At 40.5% G+C, this 17,611-nt stretch carries 21 protein-coding genes; 19 read left to right on the top strand and 2 right to left on the bottom strand.

The genetic code is table 11. From position 1 onward, the window contains the following. From secY to AABK40_RS11805, 13 genes are all read left to right on the top strand, one after another. Positions 1-1,317, top strand: a complete 1,317-nt coding sequence (gene secY / locus AABK40_RS11865; RefSeq protein WP_332921301.1) for a preprotein translocase subunit SecY — start codon at positions 1-3, stop codon at positions 1,315-1,317. Beyond that, positions 1,317-2,090 carry a type I methionyl aminopeptidase gene (gene map / locus AABK40_RS11860; RefSeq protein ID WP_332921300.1) on the top strand — a complete coding sequence of 258 codons (774 nt, stop codon included), beginning with the start codon at positions 1,317-1,319 and terminating at the stop codon, positions 2,088-2,090. The genes secY and map overlap by 1 nt, the downstream gene beginning before the upstream one ends. A gap of 1 nt (position 2,091) precedes the next feature. Further along, complete coding sequence (gene infA / locus AABK40_RS11855; protein WP_332921299.1) at positions 2,092-2,313, top strand: translation initiation factor IF-1; 222 nt, start codon at positions 2,092-2,094, stop codon at positions 2,311-2,313. An 8-nt stretch (positions 2,314-2,321) separates the two neighbouring features. Next, a complete protein-coding gene (ykgO, locus tag AABK40_RS11850; RefSeq protein WP_071932151.1) occupies positions 2,322-2,438 on the top strand; it encodes a type B 50S ribosomal protein L36 in 117 nt (38 codons plus the stop codon). Between the two features lie 3 nt (positions 2,439-2,441). Then, positions 2,442-2,819, top strand: a complete 378-nt coding sequence (rpsM, locus tag AABK40_RS11845) for a 30S ribosomal protein S13 (protein WP_332921298.1) — start codon at positions 2,442-2,444, stop codon at positions 2,817-2,819. 11 nt (positions 2,820-2,830) lie between these two features. After that, positions 2,831-3,223 (top strand): 30S ribosomal protein S11, encoded by a 393-nt coding sequence (gene rpsK / locus AABK40_RS11840; RefSeq protein ID WP_332921297.1) that lies wholly within the window; start codon positions 2,831-2,833, stop codon positions 3,221-3,223. 31 nt (positions 3,224-3,254) lie between these two features. Beyond that, the gene (gene rpsD, locus AABK40_RS11835; protein ID WP_332921296.1) at positions 3,255-3,857 is read left to right on the top strand and encodes a 30S ribosomal protein S4; all 603 of its coding nucleotides are present in this window, start codon (positions 3,255-3,257) and stop codon (positions 3,855-3,857) included. Positions 3,858-3,912: 55 nt separating this feature from the next. Continuing rightward, positions 3,913-4,902, top strand: coding sequence for a DNA-directed RNA polymerase subunit alpha (locus tag AABK40_RS11830; protein ID WP_332921295.1), 990 nt, complete (start codon positions 3,913-3,915; stop codon positions 4,900-4,902). Between the two features lie 8 nt (positions 4,903-4,910). Continuing rightward, entirely contained in the window at positions 4,911-5,387 is a 477-nt protein-coding gene (rplQ, locus tag AABK40_RS11825; RefSeq protein ID WP_332921294.1) for a 50S ribosomal protein L17, read from the top strand. 122 nt (positions 5,388-5,509) lie between these two features. Continuing rightward, complete coding sequence (gene carA / locus AABK40_RS11820) at positions 5,510-6,616, top strand: glutamine-hydrolyzing carbamoyl-phosphate synthase small subunit (protein ID WP_332921293.1); 1,107 nt, start codon at positions 5,510-5,512, stop codon at positions 6,614-6,616. 11 nt (positions 6,617-6,627) lie between these two features. Further along, a complete protein-coding gene (gene eno / locus AABK40_RS11815; protein WP_332921292.1) occupies positions 6,628-7,926 on the top strand; it encodes a phosphopyruvate hydratase in 1,299 nt (432 codons plus the stop codon). An 82-nt stretch (positions 7,927-8,008) separates the two neighbouring features. Further along, positions 8,009-8,308, top strand: a complete 300-nt coding sequence (locus AABK40_RS11810) for an FtsB family cell division protein (protein WP_332921291.1) — start codon at positions 8,009-8,011, stop codon at positions 8,306-8,308. A 37-nt stretch (positions 8,309-8,345) separates the two neighbouring features. Next, positions 8,346-8,900, top strand: a complete 555-nt coding sequence (locus AABK40_RS11805; protein ID WP_338397157.1) for a hypothetical protein — start codon at positions 8,346-8,348, stop codon at positions 8,898-8,900. A 45-nt stretch (positions 8,901-8,945) separates the two neighbouring features. Here AABK40_RS11805 and AABK40_RS11800 read toward each other — a convergent pair whose 3' ends face one another. Together AABK40_RS11800 and AABK40_RS11795 are read right to left on the bottom strand one after the other, a co-directional pair. Continuing rightward, the gene (locus AABK40_RS11800) at positions 8,946-10,016 is read right to left on the bottom strand and encodes an Ldh family oxidoreductase (RefSeq protein WP_332921289.1); all 1,071 of its coding nucleotides are present in this window, start codon (positions 10,014-10,016) and stop codon (positions 8,946-8,948) included. Positions 10,017-10,106: 90 nt separating this feature from the next. Beyond that, positions 10,107-11,054 carry a Ppx/GppA phosphatase family protein gene (locus tag AABK40_RS11795; protein ID WP_338397156.1) on the bottom strand — a complete coding sequence of 316 codons (948 nt, stop codon included), beginning with the start codon at positions 11,052-11,054 and terminating at the stop codon, positions 10,107-10,109. 213 nt (positions 11,055-11,267) lie between these two features. Here AABK40_RS11795 and AABK40_RS11790 point away from each other — a divergent pair, with 213 nt between their 5' ends. The 6 genes from AABK40_RS11790 (at position 11,268) to secDF (ending at position 17,549) form a co-directional block, all read left to right on the top strand. Further along, complete coding sequence (locus AABK40_RS11790; RefSeq protein WP_332921287.1) at positions 11,268-11,849, top strand: non-canonical purine NTP diphosphatase; 582 nt, start codon at positions 11,268-11,270, stop codon at positions 11,847-11,849. Positions 11,850-11,929: 80 nt separating this feature from the next. After that, on the top strand, positions 11,930-12,559 hold the full coding sequence (udk, locus tag AABK40_RS11785) for a uridine kinase (RefSeq protein WP_332921286.1): 630 nt from the start codon (positions 11,930-11,932) through the stop codon (positions 12,557-12,559). Further along, positions 12,556-13,179: a uridine kinase gene (gene udk / locus AABK40_RS11780; RefSeq protein WP_332921285.1), complete on the top strand. Its 624-nt coding sequence runs from the start codon at positions 12,556-12,558 to the stop codon at positions 13,177-13,179. The genes udk (AABK40_RS11785) and udk (AABK40_RS11780) overlap by 4 nt, the downstream gene beginning before the upstream one ends. Beyond that, positions 13,176-13,877, top strand: coding sequence for a potassium channel family protein (locus AABK40_RS11775; RefSeq protein ID WP_332921284.1), 702 nt, complete (start codon positions 13,176-13,178; stop codon positions 13,875-13,877). Before udk (AABK40_RS11780) ends, AABK40_RS11775 begins: the two co-directional genes overlap by 4 nt. A gap of 162 nt (positions 13,878-14,039) precedes the next feature. Then, on the top strand, positions 14,040-14,408 hold the full coding sequence (locus AABK40_RS11770) for a hypothetical protein (protein ID WP_338397155.1): 369 nt from the start codon (positions 14,040-14,042) through the stop codon (positions 14,406-14,408). A 105-nt stretch (positions 14,409-14,513) separates the two neighbouring features. Then, positions 14,514-17,549: a protein translocase subunit SecDF gene (gene secDF, locus AABK40_RS11765; RefSeq protein WP_338397154.1), complete on the top strand. Its 3,036-nt coding sequence runs from the start codon at positions 14,514-14,516 to the stop codon at positions 17,547-17,549. Positions 17,550-17,611 lie beyond the last annotated feature (62 nt).

Here is a 17,611-nt window from a genome sequence, read left to right as displayed (position 1 = left end):
ATGAAGAAGTTTATTTCTACTATTCAAAATATTTTTTCCATCGAGGAGTTGAGAACAAGAATTCTCAACACCTTGATTTTGTTGGTCATTTTCCGTTTAGGATCCTTTGTTGTGTTGCCAGGTGTTGATCCTGCAGCATTAACGAGCCACGAAGGTGGTATATTTGGACTCCTGAACACGTTTTTAGGTGGCGCCTTCAGTAATGCATCCATTTTTGGATTGGGGATTATGCCTTATATTTCTGCATCCATTGTGTTGCAGTTGTTGACGGTAGCAGTACCCTATTTTCAGAAGATGCAAAATGATGGTGAATCTGGTAGAAATAAAATTAATCAGATTACTCGGGTATTGACCATCATCATTACAATAGCGCAAGGTTTCGGTTATGTAACCGCGACTATCCCTGCAGAAGCAGTTTTGATTAATCCGTGGTTCTTTAGAATCTCTGGATTGATTATTCTTGTGGCAGGGACTATGTTCTGTATGTGGTTAGGAGAAAAGATCACGGATAAGGGTGTCGGAAACGGTATCTCTATGCTGATCATGATTGGAATCATTTCTCGTTTACCTGGAGCCATTGTAGCGGAAGCTTTGTCTCGTGGATCAACAGGTTTGTTGTTTTTCGTGATCGAGTTGGTAGCATTGTTCTTTGTCATTATGGCAGTAGTCATGCTTACTCAAGCTACACGTAAAATTCCGATTCAATATGCTAAGCAGGTTGTCGGTGGTCGCACTTACGGTGGACAGCGTCAGTATTTGCCTTTGAAAGTGAATGCAGCAGGGGTTATGCCTATCATTTTTGCTCAATCATTGATGTTCTTACCATCATTGCTTGCGCAGTCTTTAGCAGATAAATATGAGACAGCAGCTTCTATTGGAGCGACTTTTGCAGATATCACATCATGGCAGTACAACACTTTGTTTGCTGTATTGATCATTGTATTTACCTTCTTTTACACAGCGATTACAATTAATCCAAATCAGATCTCTGATGATCTTAAACGTAATGGAGGATTTATCCCTGGGGTAAAACCTGGTCCACAAACTTCAGAATACATTGATAGTATTTTGACAAAGATCACATTGCCTGGTTCAATTTTCTTAGGTCTCGTAGCAATTATGCCTGCATTTGCAAGAATGGCTGGTGTTGAGGGTTCTTTTGCCCAATTCTACGGTGGAACGAGTCTTTTGATTATGGTAGGTGTAGTTTTGGATACTCTTCAGCAAGTAGAATCTTATTTGTTGATGCGTCATTACGAAGGCCTGATGAAGTCTGGTAAGATTAAGGGTAGAGCTAATAAAGTGGCAGTTGCCTAATGATTTATCTTAAGACTGAAGAAGAGATTAATCTTATAAAAGAAAGTGCCGATATTCTCGGTAGAGCCCATGGTTTGGTAGCACAGCATATCAAACCAGGGATTTCTACTTTGGAATTAGATAAATTGGCATTTGAATTTATTAAAGATTCTGGTGGTTCACCATCTTTTAAAGGGTACAATGGTTTTCCATCTACTCTTTGTGTTTCTTTAAACGAACAAGTTGTTCATGGTATGCCCTCCAAGTATGTGCTTGAAGAGGGCGATATTGTGTCTGTTGATTGTGGGGTCTTTTATAAAGGCTTTCACTCAGATAGTGCTTATTCGTATCCTGTTGGGGATGTAGGAGAGGCATCGATGGATTTACTTCGCCGAACTAAAGAATCTCTTTGGAAAGGGATTGAGGCTGCTAAAGTCGGTAAATTTACTGGTGATATTGGTTATGCTGTACAGCAGCATGCCGAGCAGTTTGGTTATGGCGTTGTTCGTGAGTTGGTAGGACACGGTGTAGGGAGAAATCTTCATGAGGATCCTGAAGTACCGAACTATGGACGTCGTGGAAAAGGAAAGAAATTGAAGGCTGGTATGGTTATTGCTATTGAGCCTATGATCAATCTGGGGACTAAGGATATTGTGCAGGAGGCAGATGGTTGGACCATCCGCACGACTGATTACAAACCATCGGCACATTTTGAACATACAATCGCTATTTTTGCCGACCGGACTGAAGTCTTGACTACGCACAAATACATCGAAGAACATATCAAAATTTAACATGGCCAAACAGTCATCTATTGAACAAGACGGTACAATTGTTGAGGCATTGTCCAACGCAATGTTCCGTGTAGAGTTACAGAACGGACATCAAGTAGTAGCGCATATCTCTGGAAAGATGAGAATGAACTACATTAAAATTTTACCGGGAGACCGTGTAAAGCTTGAAATGTCACCATACGATCTGACTAAAGGACGAATTGTATATCGTTACAAACAATAAATAGAACAATGAAAGTTACAGCTTCTATTAAAAAGCGTAGCGCCGACTGTAAAGTTGTGCGTCGCAAAGGAAAAATTTACATTATTAACAAAAAGAACCCTAAGTTCAAGCAAAGACAAGGTTAATTTATGGCACGTATTTCAGGCGTTGATATCCCGTCAAACAAGCGGGGTGTAGTTGCATTGACTTATATCTTTGGTATAGGTCGTAGTTCCGCTGCCCAAATCTTGGCAAAAGCTGAGATTTCTGAGGACAAGCGGGTTAAAGATTGGACAGACGAGGAAGCTCAAGCAATCCGTAACATTATTGCTGAAGGATTCAAAACTGAAGGTGTTTTGAAATCGGAAGTTACGATGAACATCAAACGTTTGATGGATATCGGTTGTTACCGTGGTTTGAGACACAGAAAAGGCTTACCACTTCGTGGTCAGCGCACTAAGAACAACTCGAGAACTCGAAAAGGTAAACGTAAAACTGTTGCTAACAAGAAAAAGGCAGTAAGGTAATCTAAAAAGTTATGGCACAAAAGAGAAAAGATAAAGCCAAAAAGAGAGTTGTTCACGTAGAGGCGGTAGGTCAGGCACATATTAAAGCCTCTTTCAACAACATTATTATCTCTTTGACTAATGCTCAGGGTCAAGTAATTTCTTGGGCATCAGCAGGTAAAATGGGTTTCCGTGGCTCGAAGAAAAACACTCCATACGCAGCACAAGTTGCAGCACAAAACTGTGGACAAGTTGCCTATGATTTAGGTCTTCGTAAAGTGGAAGTATTTGTAAAAGGTCCTGGTTCAGGTCGTGAGTCTGCGATCCGTACTATCCAATCTTTAGGTATTGAAGTGACTGCAATCAAGGATGTGACTCCACTTCCTCACAATGGTTGTCGTCCTCCAAAAAGAAGAAGAGTATAATCTAGGTATCCTAATTATTTGTTGAAAAAATATGGCAAGATATAGAGGCCCTAAGGCGAAAATCGCCAGACGTTTTAATGACCCAATTTTCGGTCCTTCAAAAGCTGTTTCCAAAAAGCCGTATGGCCCAGGACAGCACGGCCGCGGTCGTCGTCGCAAGCAATCTGAATATGCAATTCAGTTGATTGAAAAGCAAAAAGCTAAATATACATATGGAGTTTTGGAGCGTCAGTTCCGTAACTTGTTTGATAAAGCTTCTCGCAAATCAGGTATTACAGGTGAAGTACTCCTACAATTGTTGGAGTCTCGTTTGGATAACGTTGTGTTCCGTTTAGGTATTGCTCCTACTCGTCGTGCAGCGCGTCAGTTGGTATTGCACAAGCATATCACTGTAGACGGAGATGTAGTGAATATTCCTTCATTCTCTGTTAAAGCTGGTTCTGTAATTGCGGTTCGTGAAAAATCTAAATCTTTAGAGGTAATCACAAATTCATTAGCAGTTCGCGCTAATCGTTATGGTTGGATGGAGTGGGATAACTCTCAGATGGCAGGTAAGATGACTAACCTACCAGCTCGTGAGGATATTCCAGAGAACATCAACGAGCAGTTGATCGTCGAGCTCTACTCTAAATAATCATTTATTCTTATTAACTTATTTCTTAACTTATTCTGTAACCAACGGAAAAACTATGTCGATTTTAGCGTTTCAAATGCCCGAGAAAGTGGTCATGGAGAAGGCGGATGACTTCCATGGATTATTCACATTCAAACCTTTAGAAAAAGGATATGGAGTGACCATTGGAAATGCATTGCGTCGTATTTTGTTGTCCTCATTAGAAGGATATGCTGTTACCGGCATCAAAATCGCAAGTGTTTTACACGAATTCTCAACCATGGAAGGGGTGGTCGAAGATGTAGCAGAGATTATTCTTAACATTAAGCAAATCCGCTTCAAGAAAATCTCGGACATAGTTGAGAATAAGTTAAATGTGAGCATTAAGGGACAAAGAACCTTTACTGCTGGTGACATTGCTGGATTCACTTCTTCTTTCGAGATTTTGAACCCGGACTTAGTAATTTGTAACTTGGACGAAACTAAAGAATTCGAAATCGAATTTACTTTAGAAAAAGGCCGCGGTTACTTACCTGCTGAGGAAAACAAGCCAGCTGAGCAGATCTTTGGGTTTATTCCGATTGATGCCATCTTTACACCGATAAAAAATGTTAAGTATCATATCGAGAATACGCGTGTTGAACAGCGTACCGATTATGAACAATTAATCTTGGATATCGAAACTGATGGCTCGATTCATCCTGAGGATGCTCTACAAGGCGCAGCGAACATTTTGATTCGTCACTTTGCCCTATTTACCAAAGATTCAATGATCTTGGAAACTAACGGAGGACAAGATGCTGAGCCAATCGATGAGGAAGTTCTACACATGCGTAAAATGTTGAAGACTCCTTTGAACGATCTTGACTTATCAGTACGTGCTTACAATTGTTTGAAAGCTGCTGATGTGAAGACGTTGGGTGACTTAGTTACTCTTGAGATTTCTGATATGATGAAGTTCCGTAATTTCGGTAAAAAATCGCTTTCTGAATTGGAAGCTTTGGTTGCCGATAGAAGTCTAACCTTCGGAATGGATATTTCCAAGTATAAACTTGATGAGGATTAATTTTAAAAATGAGACACGGGAAGAAATTTAACCATCTTGGAAGAAAGACGGCTCACCGTAACGCTATGTTATCTAACATGGCAACTTCCTTGATTTTGCATAAACGCATCCAAACAACTGTAGCAAAAGCAAAAGCTTTGCGCAAAGTTGTCGAGCCATTGTTAACTAAAGCTAAGTCAGATACTACTCACTCACGTCGTGTGGTATTCTCTTACCTTCAAGACAAAGAGGCTGTAAAGATTTTGTTTGATGAAGTAGCGACAAAAATCGCTTCTCGCCCAGGTGGCTATACTCGTATTATCAAAACGGGTACACGTCAGGGTGATAACGCTGAAATGGCAATCATTGAGTTAGTTGACTACAATGTATTGTTATTAGGTGGCGATGCTGCTGAGAAGAAAAAGACTCGTCGTAGTCGTCGTAGTGGTGGTTCTAAACCAGCTACTGAGGCAACTGAGGCACCAAAAGAAGAATCAGCAGAATGATTCTTTGATTAAGATATTAAAGGGATTAGTTTTGCTAATCCCTTTTTTTATGACAAGTTGACACAGATCACAATTTGTTTTTCCCAAATTCTTTAATTTTATATCGAAATACTAATTCACCTATGAAGTACAAGTATAAGTCGGAAGCTGTTTTAATGTTGGAAGATGGAACTGTGTTCCATGGTCGCTCTTTAGGCAAAATAGGAACTAAAGGAGGCGAAATCTGTTTCAATACTGGAATGACAGGATACCAAGAGGTTTACACCGATCCTTCTTATTTTGGCCAAATTATTGTAACTACCAATTCGCATATTGGTAATTATGGTGTTCACCCAGCGGAATTCGAAGGGCCAAAACCATCTATTTTTGGTGTTGTTATTAATTCCTTTAGCGACCTATATAGTCGTAAGGAGGCAAGTGAAAGTCTTCAGGACTATTTAGAGTCTAATGGAATTGTTGGTATTGCCGATATTGACACCCGTAAATTAGTAAGACATATTCGTAATAAAGGAGCAATGAATGCTATCATTTCTTCTGAAATTCACGATTATGAAGTACTTCGCGCACAACTTCAAGAAGTTCCTTCAATGAAAGGATTGGAGCTTTCAAGTAAAGTTTGCGTAAGTGAGCCAGTATTACGTAAGGATGAAAATGTTGAAACAAAGCGCCGCGTAGCGGTTCTTGATTTGGGAATTAAAGAAAGCATCTTGAAACACATGGAGTCAAGAGGCATGGAATGTAAAGTTTTCCCTTCAACTACGACCTACGAAGAAATGAAATCGTGGAATCCTGATGGATACTTTATATCAAACGGTCCTGGAGACCCTGCAGCGATGGATTATGCTGTAGATACTGTCCAGGCGATTTTGGCCGAAGATAAGCCGATGTTTGGTATTTGTATGGGGCATCAAATTTTAGCCCGTGCAGCAGGAATTTCTACTTATAAAATGCACTCTGGACACCGTGGGTTAAACCACCCTGTTAAAAATGTGATTTCTGGAAGATGTGAGGTAACCTCACAAAACCATGGCTTTGCAGTGAGTGCGGAAGAAGTGGCGAAATCAGATAATGTGGAAGTTACACATGTTAACTTGAATGACAACACAGTAGAAGGTATCCGAATTAAAGGAAAAAATGCGTTCTCTGTGCAGTATCACCCTGAGTCTTCTCCGGGGCCACACGATTCTCACTATCTTTTTGATGACTTTTTAACACTAATGAATAACTAAAAGTAATTAAAATGAGCTTAATTCAAGAAATTCACGCGCGTCAAATCCTTGACTCAAGAGGTAACCCAACTGTAGAAGTTGATGTAAAAACAGAATTCGGTTTCGGTCGTGCTGCTGTTCCTTCTGGTGCATCTACTGGTCAATTTGAAGCAGTTGAATTGCGTGATGGTGATAAAGGTGTTTACCTTGGAAAAGGTGTTCTTAAAGCTGTTGAGAACGTAAACAAGGTTATCGCTGAGAAATTGATCGGCATGGAGGTAACAGAGCAAGCTGCTATCGACCAATTGATGATCGACTTGGATGGTACTCCAAACAAAGCCAATTTGGGCGCAAATGCTATTTTGGGTGTTTCTTTGGCAGTAGCTAAAGCAGCTGCTGACGAATTGGAATTGCCATTGTACAAATATGTTGGTGGTGTTTCTGCCAAAACAATGCCTGTTCCAATGATGAACATCATTAATGGCGGTTCTCACTCTGATGCACCTATCGCATTCCAAGAGTTCATGATCCAGCCTGTATCGGCACCAGATTTCACTACGGCTATCCGTATGGGATGTGAAGTATTCCATTCTTTGGCTAAAGTTCTTCACGGTCGTGGTCTTTCTACTGCTGTAGGTGATGAGGGTGGATTTGCACCAGCATTCGAATCTACTGAAGATGCTTTGGATTCAGTTAAATTGGCGGTAGAAAATGCAGGTTACGTATTCGGTAAGGATATCACAATCGCATTGGATTGTGCTGCTTCTGAATTCTACGTAGACGGTAAGTACGATTATACTAAATTCAACGACATGCAAGGTGGTGTAAAAACTACTGAGGAGCAAGTTGCTTACTTGTCTGAATTGGTATCTAAATACCCTATCACTTCTATCGAGGATGGTATGCACGAAGAAGATTGGAACGGTTTCAACATGTTGAACGCTGCAATCGGTGACAAAACACAATTGGTAGGTGATGATTTGTTCGTAACTAACGTTGTGCGTTTGGCTCGTGGTATCGAAGAGAAATCAGCTAACTCTATTTTGATTAAAGTAAACCAAATTGGTTCTTTGACTGAAACTATTGCTGCTGTTGAGATGGCTCACCGTGCAGGTTATACTTCAGTAATGTCACACCGTTCAGGTGAAACAGAAGACAATACAATTGCTGACTTGGCCGTTGCATTGAACTGTGGACAAATCAAAACAGGTTCTGCTTCTCGTTCTGACCGTATGGCTAAATACAACCAGTTATTGAGAATTGAAGAGCAATTGGGTGCAACTGCAGTTTACCCAGGTTTGAAAGCATTCAAGCAAGAATTTAACTTCTAATTGAAGAAATTCACTAATTAATATTAAAGCCTCGACTTATGTCGGGGCTTTTTTTTATTTTGCAGATCATAATTTTAGTGCCATGAAGAAAGATTTTGCAAAGTTGCCCTCATTCGTTAAGTCGCCTTATTTATATATAGTCGCCTCCTTTTTTATTTGGATGCTTTGTTTTGATTCCAATGATTTGATTAATCAGTACCAGTTATATCATAAGGAAAAAGAACTTGAGCAGGAACGGGCCTTCTATTTACGTGAAATTCAAGCGGTGAAACAGGATAGGGAAGAGCTGACGACCAATAAAGAGCTGTTGGAGAAATTTGCTCGAGAAAAATATTTGATGAAAAAGAAAAATGAAGATGTTTATATTATAGAACATCAGTAATAATCGTAAATTAGTTATCTACTCAATTCACCTATTTATGATTATGCTTAAAAAAACCATTCTTTTTTTGTTATTGACGGTTCCTCTATCTTTCGCAGCTTTCGCTCAAGTGAATTATGTTGCAGAAGAAAAGCCCCCCTTAAAGGATCGTTTGTTTTTCGGTGGTAACCTTGGTTTATCCTTCGGAACAATAACTTCTATTGAGGTTTCTCCTTTGGTCGGGGTAATGATCAACCCAAAACTTTCAGCAGGAGGAGGATTTGTTTATCAATATTTTCAGGACAAGCGATTTACTGAAACCTACAGTAGCAGTATTTATGGTGGTCGAGCATTCGTGCGCTATAACCTTATTCAAAATTTCTTTCTTAGGGGTGAATATGAAGTGTTGAACCTTGAAGTAGGATCAGTTACACCCAACGGTTTTGAATTAAAACGAGAATGGATTCCCAGTACATTTTTGGGAGCAGGTTATTTTCAGCCTTTTGGTCAACGAGGAGGGATTTCTTTCGCAGTCCTTTATAATCTTACTTTCGACCGTGACCGCAGCCCATATGCCGAGCCATATGTTATTCGGGTAGGTTTTACTTTGTAAAAACACAAAAGGCTTTTCGATGAAGAAAAGCCTTTTGTATTACTATTAAAATTCGATTTCGAATTTATCTGCAATTCCTTTTAGGTCCTCAATCACAGGCTGAAGAAGTGGAATCCCCTCTTTCATTCTGATCAATGCTGATGCCCTCTCAGGGTCACCAGGAATAATCACCTGGTCATGACCTGGTGCAGGTTTGGCCGCTCTAAATCTACGAATCCAATTATCCATATGGTTTTTGTAGTCTTCCGCAGGGCGGAAAGCATCCACTCGCATAGCACCAACAAAATGTCCAATGCCTTCCCCTACAGGATTTTCAGGTAATGGTACATAGCTTGGGAATGGTGGTACCCACGGGCCATAATTCGCGCCTGATAATACTGCTGAGAAAATATCAACAATGGAGCCAAGACAATAACCTTTATGGCTGCTGTGTACTCTGTCACCTCCCAAAGGAAGTAGAGCGCCTCCTTTTTTCAATATGCCTGAGTCAGTTGTATTGTGGCCTTCTTTGTCTTGCACCCACCCCTCAGGCGCATCTTCTTCTTTGCGCTGAAGAATTTCAAGTTTTCCGTTGGCTGCGGTAGTGGTACTGAAATCGGCAACAAAAGGCGGTTCTTCATTTGTGGGACAAGCGACCGCGATAGGATTAGTGCCCAGCATTCTTTCTTGTGAGAAAGTTGGCGCAACCAATGCTGAGGCATTTGTCATAGAAATTCCCATCATGTCATGCTCAAGTGCCATCATGGAATGATAACCTGCGATACCATAATGATTGGAGTTTTTGATGGCCACCCAACCTGTGCCTGCCACTTTAGCTTTCTCAATGGCAATTTTCATGGCATAGGGTGCTACTACAAGGCCCAAACCACGGTCACCATCGATTGTAGCCGTACTTGGCGTTTCGTGAATTACCTTAATTTCAGGTGTTGCATTTACCCGTTCTACTTCCCAAAGCCGAACGTAGCCAATTAGTCGAGCAACTCCATGAGAATCAACCCCTCTCAGGTCGGCATTAAGTAAAACATCTGCAGCTTGTTCAGCATGTTCCTGAGAGCATCCCATTTTTAGGAATACCTGCTGCGTAAAATTTTTTAATTTATCGTAAGAAAAAGTCATAATTCGCTTCTTTTCAGGCCACAATGTACGATTTTTTCAATAGATATTGAATAAGTAGCCATGAGCGATTTTCTGAGGAGGAATAATGGCTTATAAGGTTGGAGTATTTTCCAAAATTTGTGTCAACAAACCTTCTTTCAGTGCATAAGAACTTACCCGAATATTCGTGATTTTAAATCGTTCAATTACATGCTTTACCAAAAGAGCGGCTACCACGATCATATCAGCCCGTAATGGAATCATGCCGGGGATTAAAATACGTTCATCACGGTTTTTAGAAACCAGTAAATCATTGATTTTTAAAAACTCTTCAACGGGTAAATGTCGCTCGGTTCTAAATCCTTTTTTGGCATGTTCAGTTTCGTCAGATTCATGGAAAATTTCAACAAAGGAATCAAAAGCACCAGAGCACCCAATGATTTCTTCCACATGGAATTGTTCTATTGCTGATGCCAACGCTTTGAGTTCATCGGATAGATAATTGTTCAGTCGGACGATTTGGTCGTTTGGGATAGGATCTACTTCATGAAATTTATCCAATAAACGTTGTCCGCCGATTTCAAAACTTTTTTTCCAAAGAAGCTCTTTGTTATTTCCAATAATGAACTCAACTGAACCGCCACCAATATCGATAATCAGGGATGGATTGGCTTTAAGCTGCACAGCCTTTTTTACGCCGAAATAAATGAGTTCGGCTTCTTCATTTCCACTGATGATATGAATATCGATACCCACTTTGTCTTTCACGACGGCGACAAATTCTTGACCATTTTTTGCGCACCTTAATGCACTTGTGCCTGTCGCTTTGATATGTTCCACACCCAATTTTCGAATAATCCTTCGAAACCTCACCAAAGCATTCAGTGCTCTTTTTTGAGCGTCAGGTGTAATATATCCTTCATTAATTCCCCCTCTACCCAAACCAACGGCAATTTTCTCCCGATAAATCACTTCGAAGCGATTTTCATAAGGCTCAACAACCAATAGGTGAAAGGTGTTCGTGCCAAGATCTAATATTGCGATTTTAGGTTTTTTCATTCAAAATCAAGGAAAATTTTTTGAAGTTACTATAAAATACGATAATTCGAGGCGGAGAGATCACAAAAATAGCACATATCAGTAAATTTGAACGGTTTTCCGTAAATTGCGTGATGGTTTTTGTAGTGGTTAATCTTTGCGATATAATCCTGAAACCTTGAGTAACAGATCGTTTGTTATTCGTGGTTCAATAATAATTAAATTACTTGAATAATGATAAAAATTTGCTTTGCAACTAATAATTCACATAAAATAGCGGAAATACAAGCGATGATGCCTGCCAATGTTGAGGTGTTGAGTTTGAAAGCGATTGGCTGTGAGGAAGAATTACCCGAGGATCAGGATACACTCGAAGGAAATTCTTTACAAAAAGCTACCTATGTTTTTGAGCATTATAAAGTGGCATGTTTTGCTGATGATACTGGTTTAGAGATTGAGGCACTTGATGGTGCTCCTGGCGTTTATTCTGCTCGCTATGCTGGCCCACAACGGAGCAGTGAAGATAATATGGCCTTGGTTCTTGAGCGTTTAAAGGGGAAATCAAACCGGGCGGCGCAGTTCCGTACAGTGATTACCTTGATTTCTGAAGATGGAACAAATCAATTTGAAGGGGTTGCAAAAGGAGAGATCATTGAAACTTTGACAGGCGATCAGGGTTTTGGTTATGACCCTATATTTCTTCCTCAGGGGTATTCTAATACTTTCGCCCAGATGAACAAGGATCAGAAAAATGAAATTAGCCACCGTGGTCATGCGGTTCGTAAATTAATTCAATTTTTCAAGGATAATTATTAAGCATCATGAAAATGAGGCCTTTCGGCTTTATTTTTGTAACCATGGTGAAGTACAAATTTTAGATCGGAATTTATTCCATTATGATTGAGTCAAAAAAACAACCCTTTGTAGTCGGGATTACAGGCGGTAGTGCGTCGGGTAAAACCACATTTCTGAACGCTCTGCTCAGCCAGTTTACAGCGCAGGAAGTGTGCCTATTATCTCAGGATAATTATTATCGCGATCGTGATCAGCAACCTGTCGATGAAAATGGGATGATAAATTTTGATCTTCCAAAGTCAATAGATTTATTGGGCTTTGCGTCTGATATTTTAGCCTTGAAAAGTGGGCAGGCCATCCAAAGGGAAGAATATACATTTAATAACAGTGATGTTGCACCGAAGATGCTCACTTTTGAGCCCGCACCCATTATAGTGGTTGAAGGGCTTTTTGTATTTTATGAGCCCCTGATTGCCGAGCACCTGGATCTTAAAATATTTGTGGACGCAGAGGAGCATATCAAGCTAAAGCGACGAATTATTCGCGATAATGCTGAACGAGGCTACGACCTCGAAGAGGTGCTCTATCGATACGAGCAGCATGTCATTCCAACTTATAAGCAATATATTGCCCCGTTTAAATCATCGGCAGATTTGGTAGTGCCCAATAACAGCACCTTTGATATGGGAATGGAAGTGGTGTCGAAATTTTTAAAATCAAAAATAGGATGAGTGTGAAGCCCTTAGTAGTTGGAATTACCGGAGGAAGTGCGTCAGGGAAAACTACCTTTCTGAAGAATTTATTGTCAGCCTTTTCTTCGGACCAGGTTTGTCTTATTTCTCAGGATAATTATTATTTGCCAAAGGAATTACAACCGGTTGATGATATGGGGATCGAAAATTTTGATCTGCCAGAATCGGTTGATTTGCGCAAATATGCTACAGATCTTAAGGATCTGAAAGAGGGGCGACAAGTAGAACTTGAAGAGTATACATTTAATAATCCCAACATTGTACCGAAGAAATTGGTCTTTAAATCAGCCCCAATCATTATTGTAGAGGGGTTGTTTGTTTTTTATGACCAGGACCTATCAGATTTGATAGACGTTCGCGTATTTATAGATGCGCAAGAACATATTAAGTTGAAAAGAAGAATCGTTCGGGATAGTGAAGAGCGAAATGAAGGTTTGGAGGAGGTGCTGTACAGGTATGAAAAGCATGTGCAGCCTACTTATGATAAGTTTATCAGACCTTTCAAATCGACGGCGCATATCATCATTCCGAATAATACAACATTTGATATCGGGTTGGGGGTTTTGGTTTCCCACTTAAAACAACATGTAAATTCATGAAAAAAGGTAAGGTAGCTGTTATCGGTCTTGGACAATTAGGAATGGCATTAGCGGAATGTTTGTCTAATTTTGGTGCAGAAGTAATCGGGATTGATTCAAATATAAATGTGATTGAAGCCGCAAAAGACAAAGTTGCTTATGTGGTTAATATGGATTCTACTGATGAAAGCGCATTGGTTGCACAGAGCATTCAAGAGGTAGATACAGCAGTAGTTACAATTGGTGGGAACTTTGAAAACGTGGTTTTGACTTCTGTAATTCTTCAGGAGTTGGGCGTGAAAAAAGTCATTGCCCGCGCAAGTAACGCGCATCAGCATTTGATTTTGGAGAAAATGGGGATCCATGAGATTCTTAATCCCGAGGCTAACGAAGGAGTGCTGTTGGCACATCGCTTGATTAACCCTTCAATTAAAAAATTCTTTCCGCTGCCTGATGATTATGAGATTGTGGAAATTGAAACACCTAAGCGGGTGGTGAATATGCAATTAAAAGATATGGGATTGCGTGAACGATATGACCTTAACCTGATCACGATAAAGAATAGCCTTCAGACCGTGGACAAAAAAACGGGTGCGGCGCGTACGGAAGAACACATTGTTGGGGTGCCCAAAGCTGATTCTATTGTTAAAGCAACGGATCAGTTGGTGCTTATGGGCAAACGCCACAATGTAAACCGTTTTATTGAGGTAAACTCCTAATTGTAAAATATTGAATTACAACCCATTGTTGGTTGTCGGGAACACTCATGTTGGTTTTTAGCTGATGTGTTTATTTAATGACAAAATGTGGTTTTTGTAAAAAAAGAAATTTAAAAGGGTCGGGCTTTGTGCTTGACCCTTTTTTATTTACTTTTGCAATCCATGACTAAAGTGACTAAAATATCGACATCGAGCATCATCGTGCTCCTACTTACCACCTTCTGGATGGTAGCGGGCCCTGTTGTGCAGCATGTGGTCAGTCACCCTAATGTGGAGCAATCGGTATCGCATAATGCTAAAAGTCAGCATGATAAGCATCAGGATAGTTCTCCTGAAAAAACAGATTTTGTTTTAAAGCCTTATCAAGCGGTATCTTCATTTTCACTACATTTTTTAAGCTTAGAGGGAATTATTGAACCTTTCTGGAGTAGCCTGATGGGGACTTCAGATGTAGTGCAAGGTGTTAAAGTCTATTCGACTTCTATTCTTTTAAGGCTGCTCGACTGTCAGCTCTCCCCCAATGCCCCGTAATTTGGTGGCGTGATTACCCCTGTGTCTGGTAGCAAGTTTAATTGTTGTGGGCACCCTTCAAATCAGAAAAAATAAATACTTTTTTATATTCAAATAAATAGAACAATGAGAAACAGAGGTTTCATTGTTGCACTGACCGTAATTATTACGGCTTTGTGTCTGTATTATTTGTCTTTCACTTTGGTATCGACAAAAATTCAGAATCAGGCAACGGCATACGCAACAGATGCGAGTGGCAAGGTTAACTTTAACAAAAAGCAAAACTATCTTGATTCCATTTGGAACGAGCCCGTTTTTAATTTATTAGGCAACCCTTATACTTTCAAGGAAATTAAAGAAACTGAGCTTGGCTTGGGTCTTGACCTTCAGGGAGGTATGCACGTGACATTGGAGGTTTCTCCTGTAGAGATCGTGAAAGGAATTGCCGGTAATACAAAAGACGCGGACTTTAACGCTGCTGTTCAAACAGCAAATACTGCTTATCACAAAACTGGTGGTAACTTCGTGCAGTTGTTTTACAGTGCGTGGGAAAAGCAAACCAACGGTAGCAAGTTAAGTACTGTTTTCGCTAACGCAGCAAATAAAGGTCGTATCTCTTTGGAGTCTTCTGATGATGCGGTTTTGAAAATTTTGGATACTGAGGTGGAAAGTGCGATCGATCGTTCTTTTAACATTCTTCGTACTCGTGTTGACCGTTTCGGTACCTCACAGCCAAATATTCAGCGTTTGCAAGGTACAGGCCGTATTCAGGTAGAGCTTCCTGGTGTAGACAACCCTGAGCGTGTTCGTAAATTGTTGCAAGGTGTTGCAAAATTGGAGTTCTTTGAAGTGTATAACCTTCAGGAATACCAACAGTCATTGATGGCCATTAACCAGAAATTGGTTGCTGAGCAAAAAGTAAATCACCTGGCAACAGGTACTGAGAAATCAGATAACAACGCCGTTGTGAAATCTTCTGATGAGGATGATTTGGCTTCTCTAACAGGTGGAAAAACGGAAGGAACAGTAGCTCCAGATTCAGCAGCTGCTGCTCAGGCAAAAATCGATAGCCTTCAGGCTGCCATGAGCCAAAACGTATCTCCGCTATTGGCATTGAACAGATCTCCTTACGGATTGGTTTACAACGTAAAAGATACCGTAAAAATCAACCGTATTATCGAGCGTGCAGATATCAAATCTCTATTGCCTCGTAACTTGAAATTCGCTTGGGAAGTAAAACCAAACGAAGCTAACGGTCAGGAATTATTGACGCTTTATGCTTTGAAAACTCGCCGTGCAGGACAAGCTCCTTTAACAGGTGAAGTGATTACGGATGCTCGCCAGGATTTCGACCAGTCTGGTCGTCCAGCGATTTCTATGCAAATGAACTCCGTAGGTGCTAAGAAATGGAAGAAATTGACTGCCTCAAATATCGGTCGCCAGATCGCTATTGTATTGGATGGTTATGCTTATTCTGCTCCTCAGGTAAACGGTGAAATTCCTAACGGTTCTTCTTCTATCTCTGGTAACTTCTCAATCGATGAAGCGAAAGATTTGGCGAACATCTTGAAAGCAGGTTCTTTGCCAGCGCCTACTCGTATTGTAGAGGAAGCTGTAATTGGACCAACTTTGGGTAAAGAAGCACAACAACAAGGTATTTACTCGGTATTCTTAGGTTTGGCATTGGTAGTGATCTTTATGGTGGCTTTCTATGCAAAAGGTGGTTTGATTGCGAACTCTGCATTGGTGTTCAACATCTTCTTCATCTTGGGTATCCTTGCCAACCTCTCCGCCGCACTGACGCTGCCTGGTATTGCCGGTATCGTACTGACTATCGGTATGTCGATTGATGCGAACGTACTGATCTTTGAGCGTATTCGAGAGGAAATGCGATCGGGTATTCCATTGCTCAGCGCCATTGATAAAGGTTACGATAAAGCATTCAGCTCTATTTTTGATGCCAATGTTACTACTTTCTTGATCGGTGTAATTCTTTACGTGTTGGGTCAAGGTCCAGTAAAAGGTTTTGCGATTACATTGATGATCGGTATTGCATCATCATTCTTCTCTGCAGTATTTATCACTCGCGTGATCTTGTCTTGGTTGTCTAAGAAAGGTAACCAGTCGAAATTGTCTTTCGAAACAGGTATGTCACGTAACTTTATGCAGAATGTGAATATCGACTTCATGGGTGCTCGTCGTAAAGTTTATATCATCTCATTGTCATTCATCGTTGTTGGTATCGGTCTGATTATCGCTGAAGGTGGATTGAACATGGGTGTGGACTTTAAAGGTGGTCGCTCTTATGTGGTTGACTTCGGTAAGTCAATGGAAGCATCGACGGTTAAAACGGGTATCTCAAACTATGAGGCGTTCGAGAAGTCAGGTGTAGAAGTTAAAACTTATGGCGCTTCTGATGTTCTGAAGATTACGACTTCATACAAAATTGATGAAGACAGTGATAACGCTGACGTGGAAGTGAAGCAGGCAGTAATCAATGCGATTGCGCAGGCTACAGGAATGTCGAGCACCGATGATGCTAAAAATATTCAGGAGAATAATTTTGCGGTTGTTTCCTCTTCAAAAGTAGGAGCGACAATTGCAGATGATATCAAGTACTCGTCGATGGAAGCAGGTTTCTATGCTTTGATTGTGCTGTTCTTGTATATCTTCATCCGATTCCGAAAAATGGGATTCTCGGCAGGAGCGATCCTGGCCTTGATTCACGATACCTGTTTCGTGTTTGCCGCCTTTGCGATTGTCGCATTGTTTGGCGTTAACTACGAAATTGATCAGGTGTTTGTCGCCGCAATCCTGACGATCATCGGTTACTCTATTAATGATACCGTGGTCGTGTTTGACCGTATTCGTGAGGATGTTGCAGCCAACCCAAATAAAGATATTGAGCAAACGTTCAATATGGCGATCAACAACACGATGTCTCGTACATTGATGACATCATTCACTACATTTATTGTAGTAGTTGTATTGTTCTTGTTTGGTGGTGAAGTGTTACGTTCATTCTCATTCGCAATGTTGGTAGGTATCGCAGTAGGTACTTACTCATCGATTTTCGTTGCAACACCGATTGTTCTTGACTTCACTTATGGAGCTGAGCGTCGTAAAGCAAAGAAATCACAAAAAGCTGCGATTGCTAAATAATTAAAGCTCGGTACTTGTTACCGATAAAAAATATAGAAAGGCCAGTCATTCGACTGGTCTTT

This window comes from Persicobacter psychrovividus (assembly GCF_036492425.1).
Lineage (GTDB): Bacteria > Bacteroidota > Bacteroidia > Cytophagales > Cyclobacteriaceae > Persicobacter > Persicobacter psychrovividus.
This window is presented reverse-complemented; position numbering and strand designations above follow the sequence as displayed.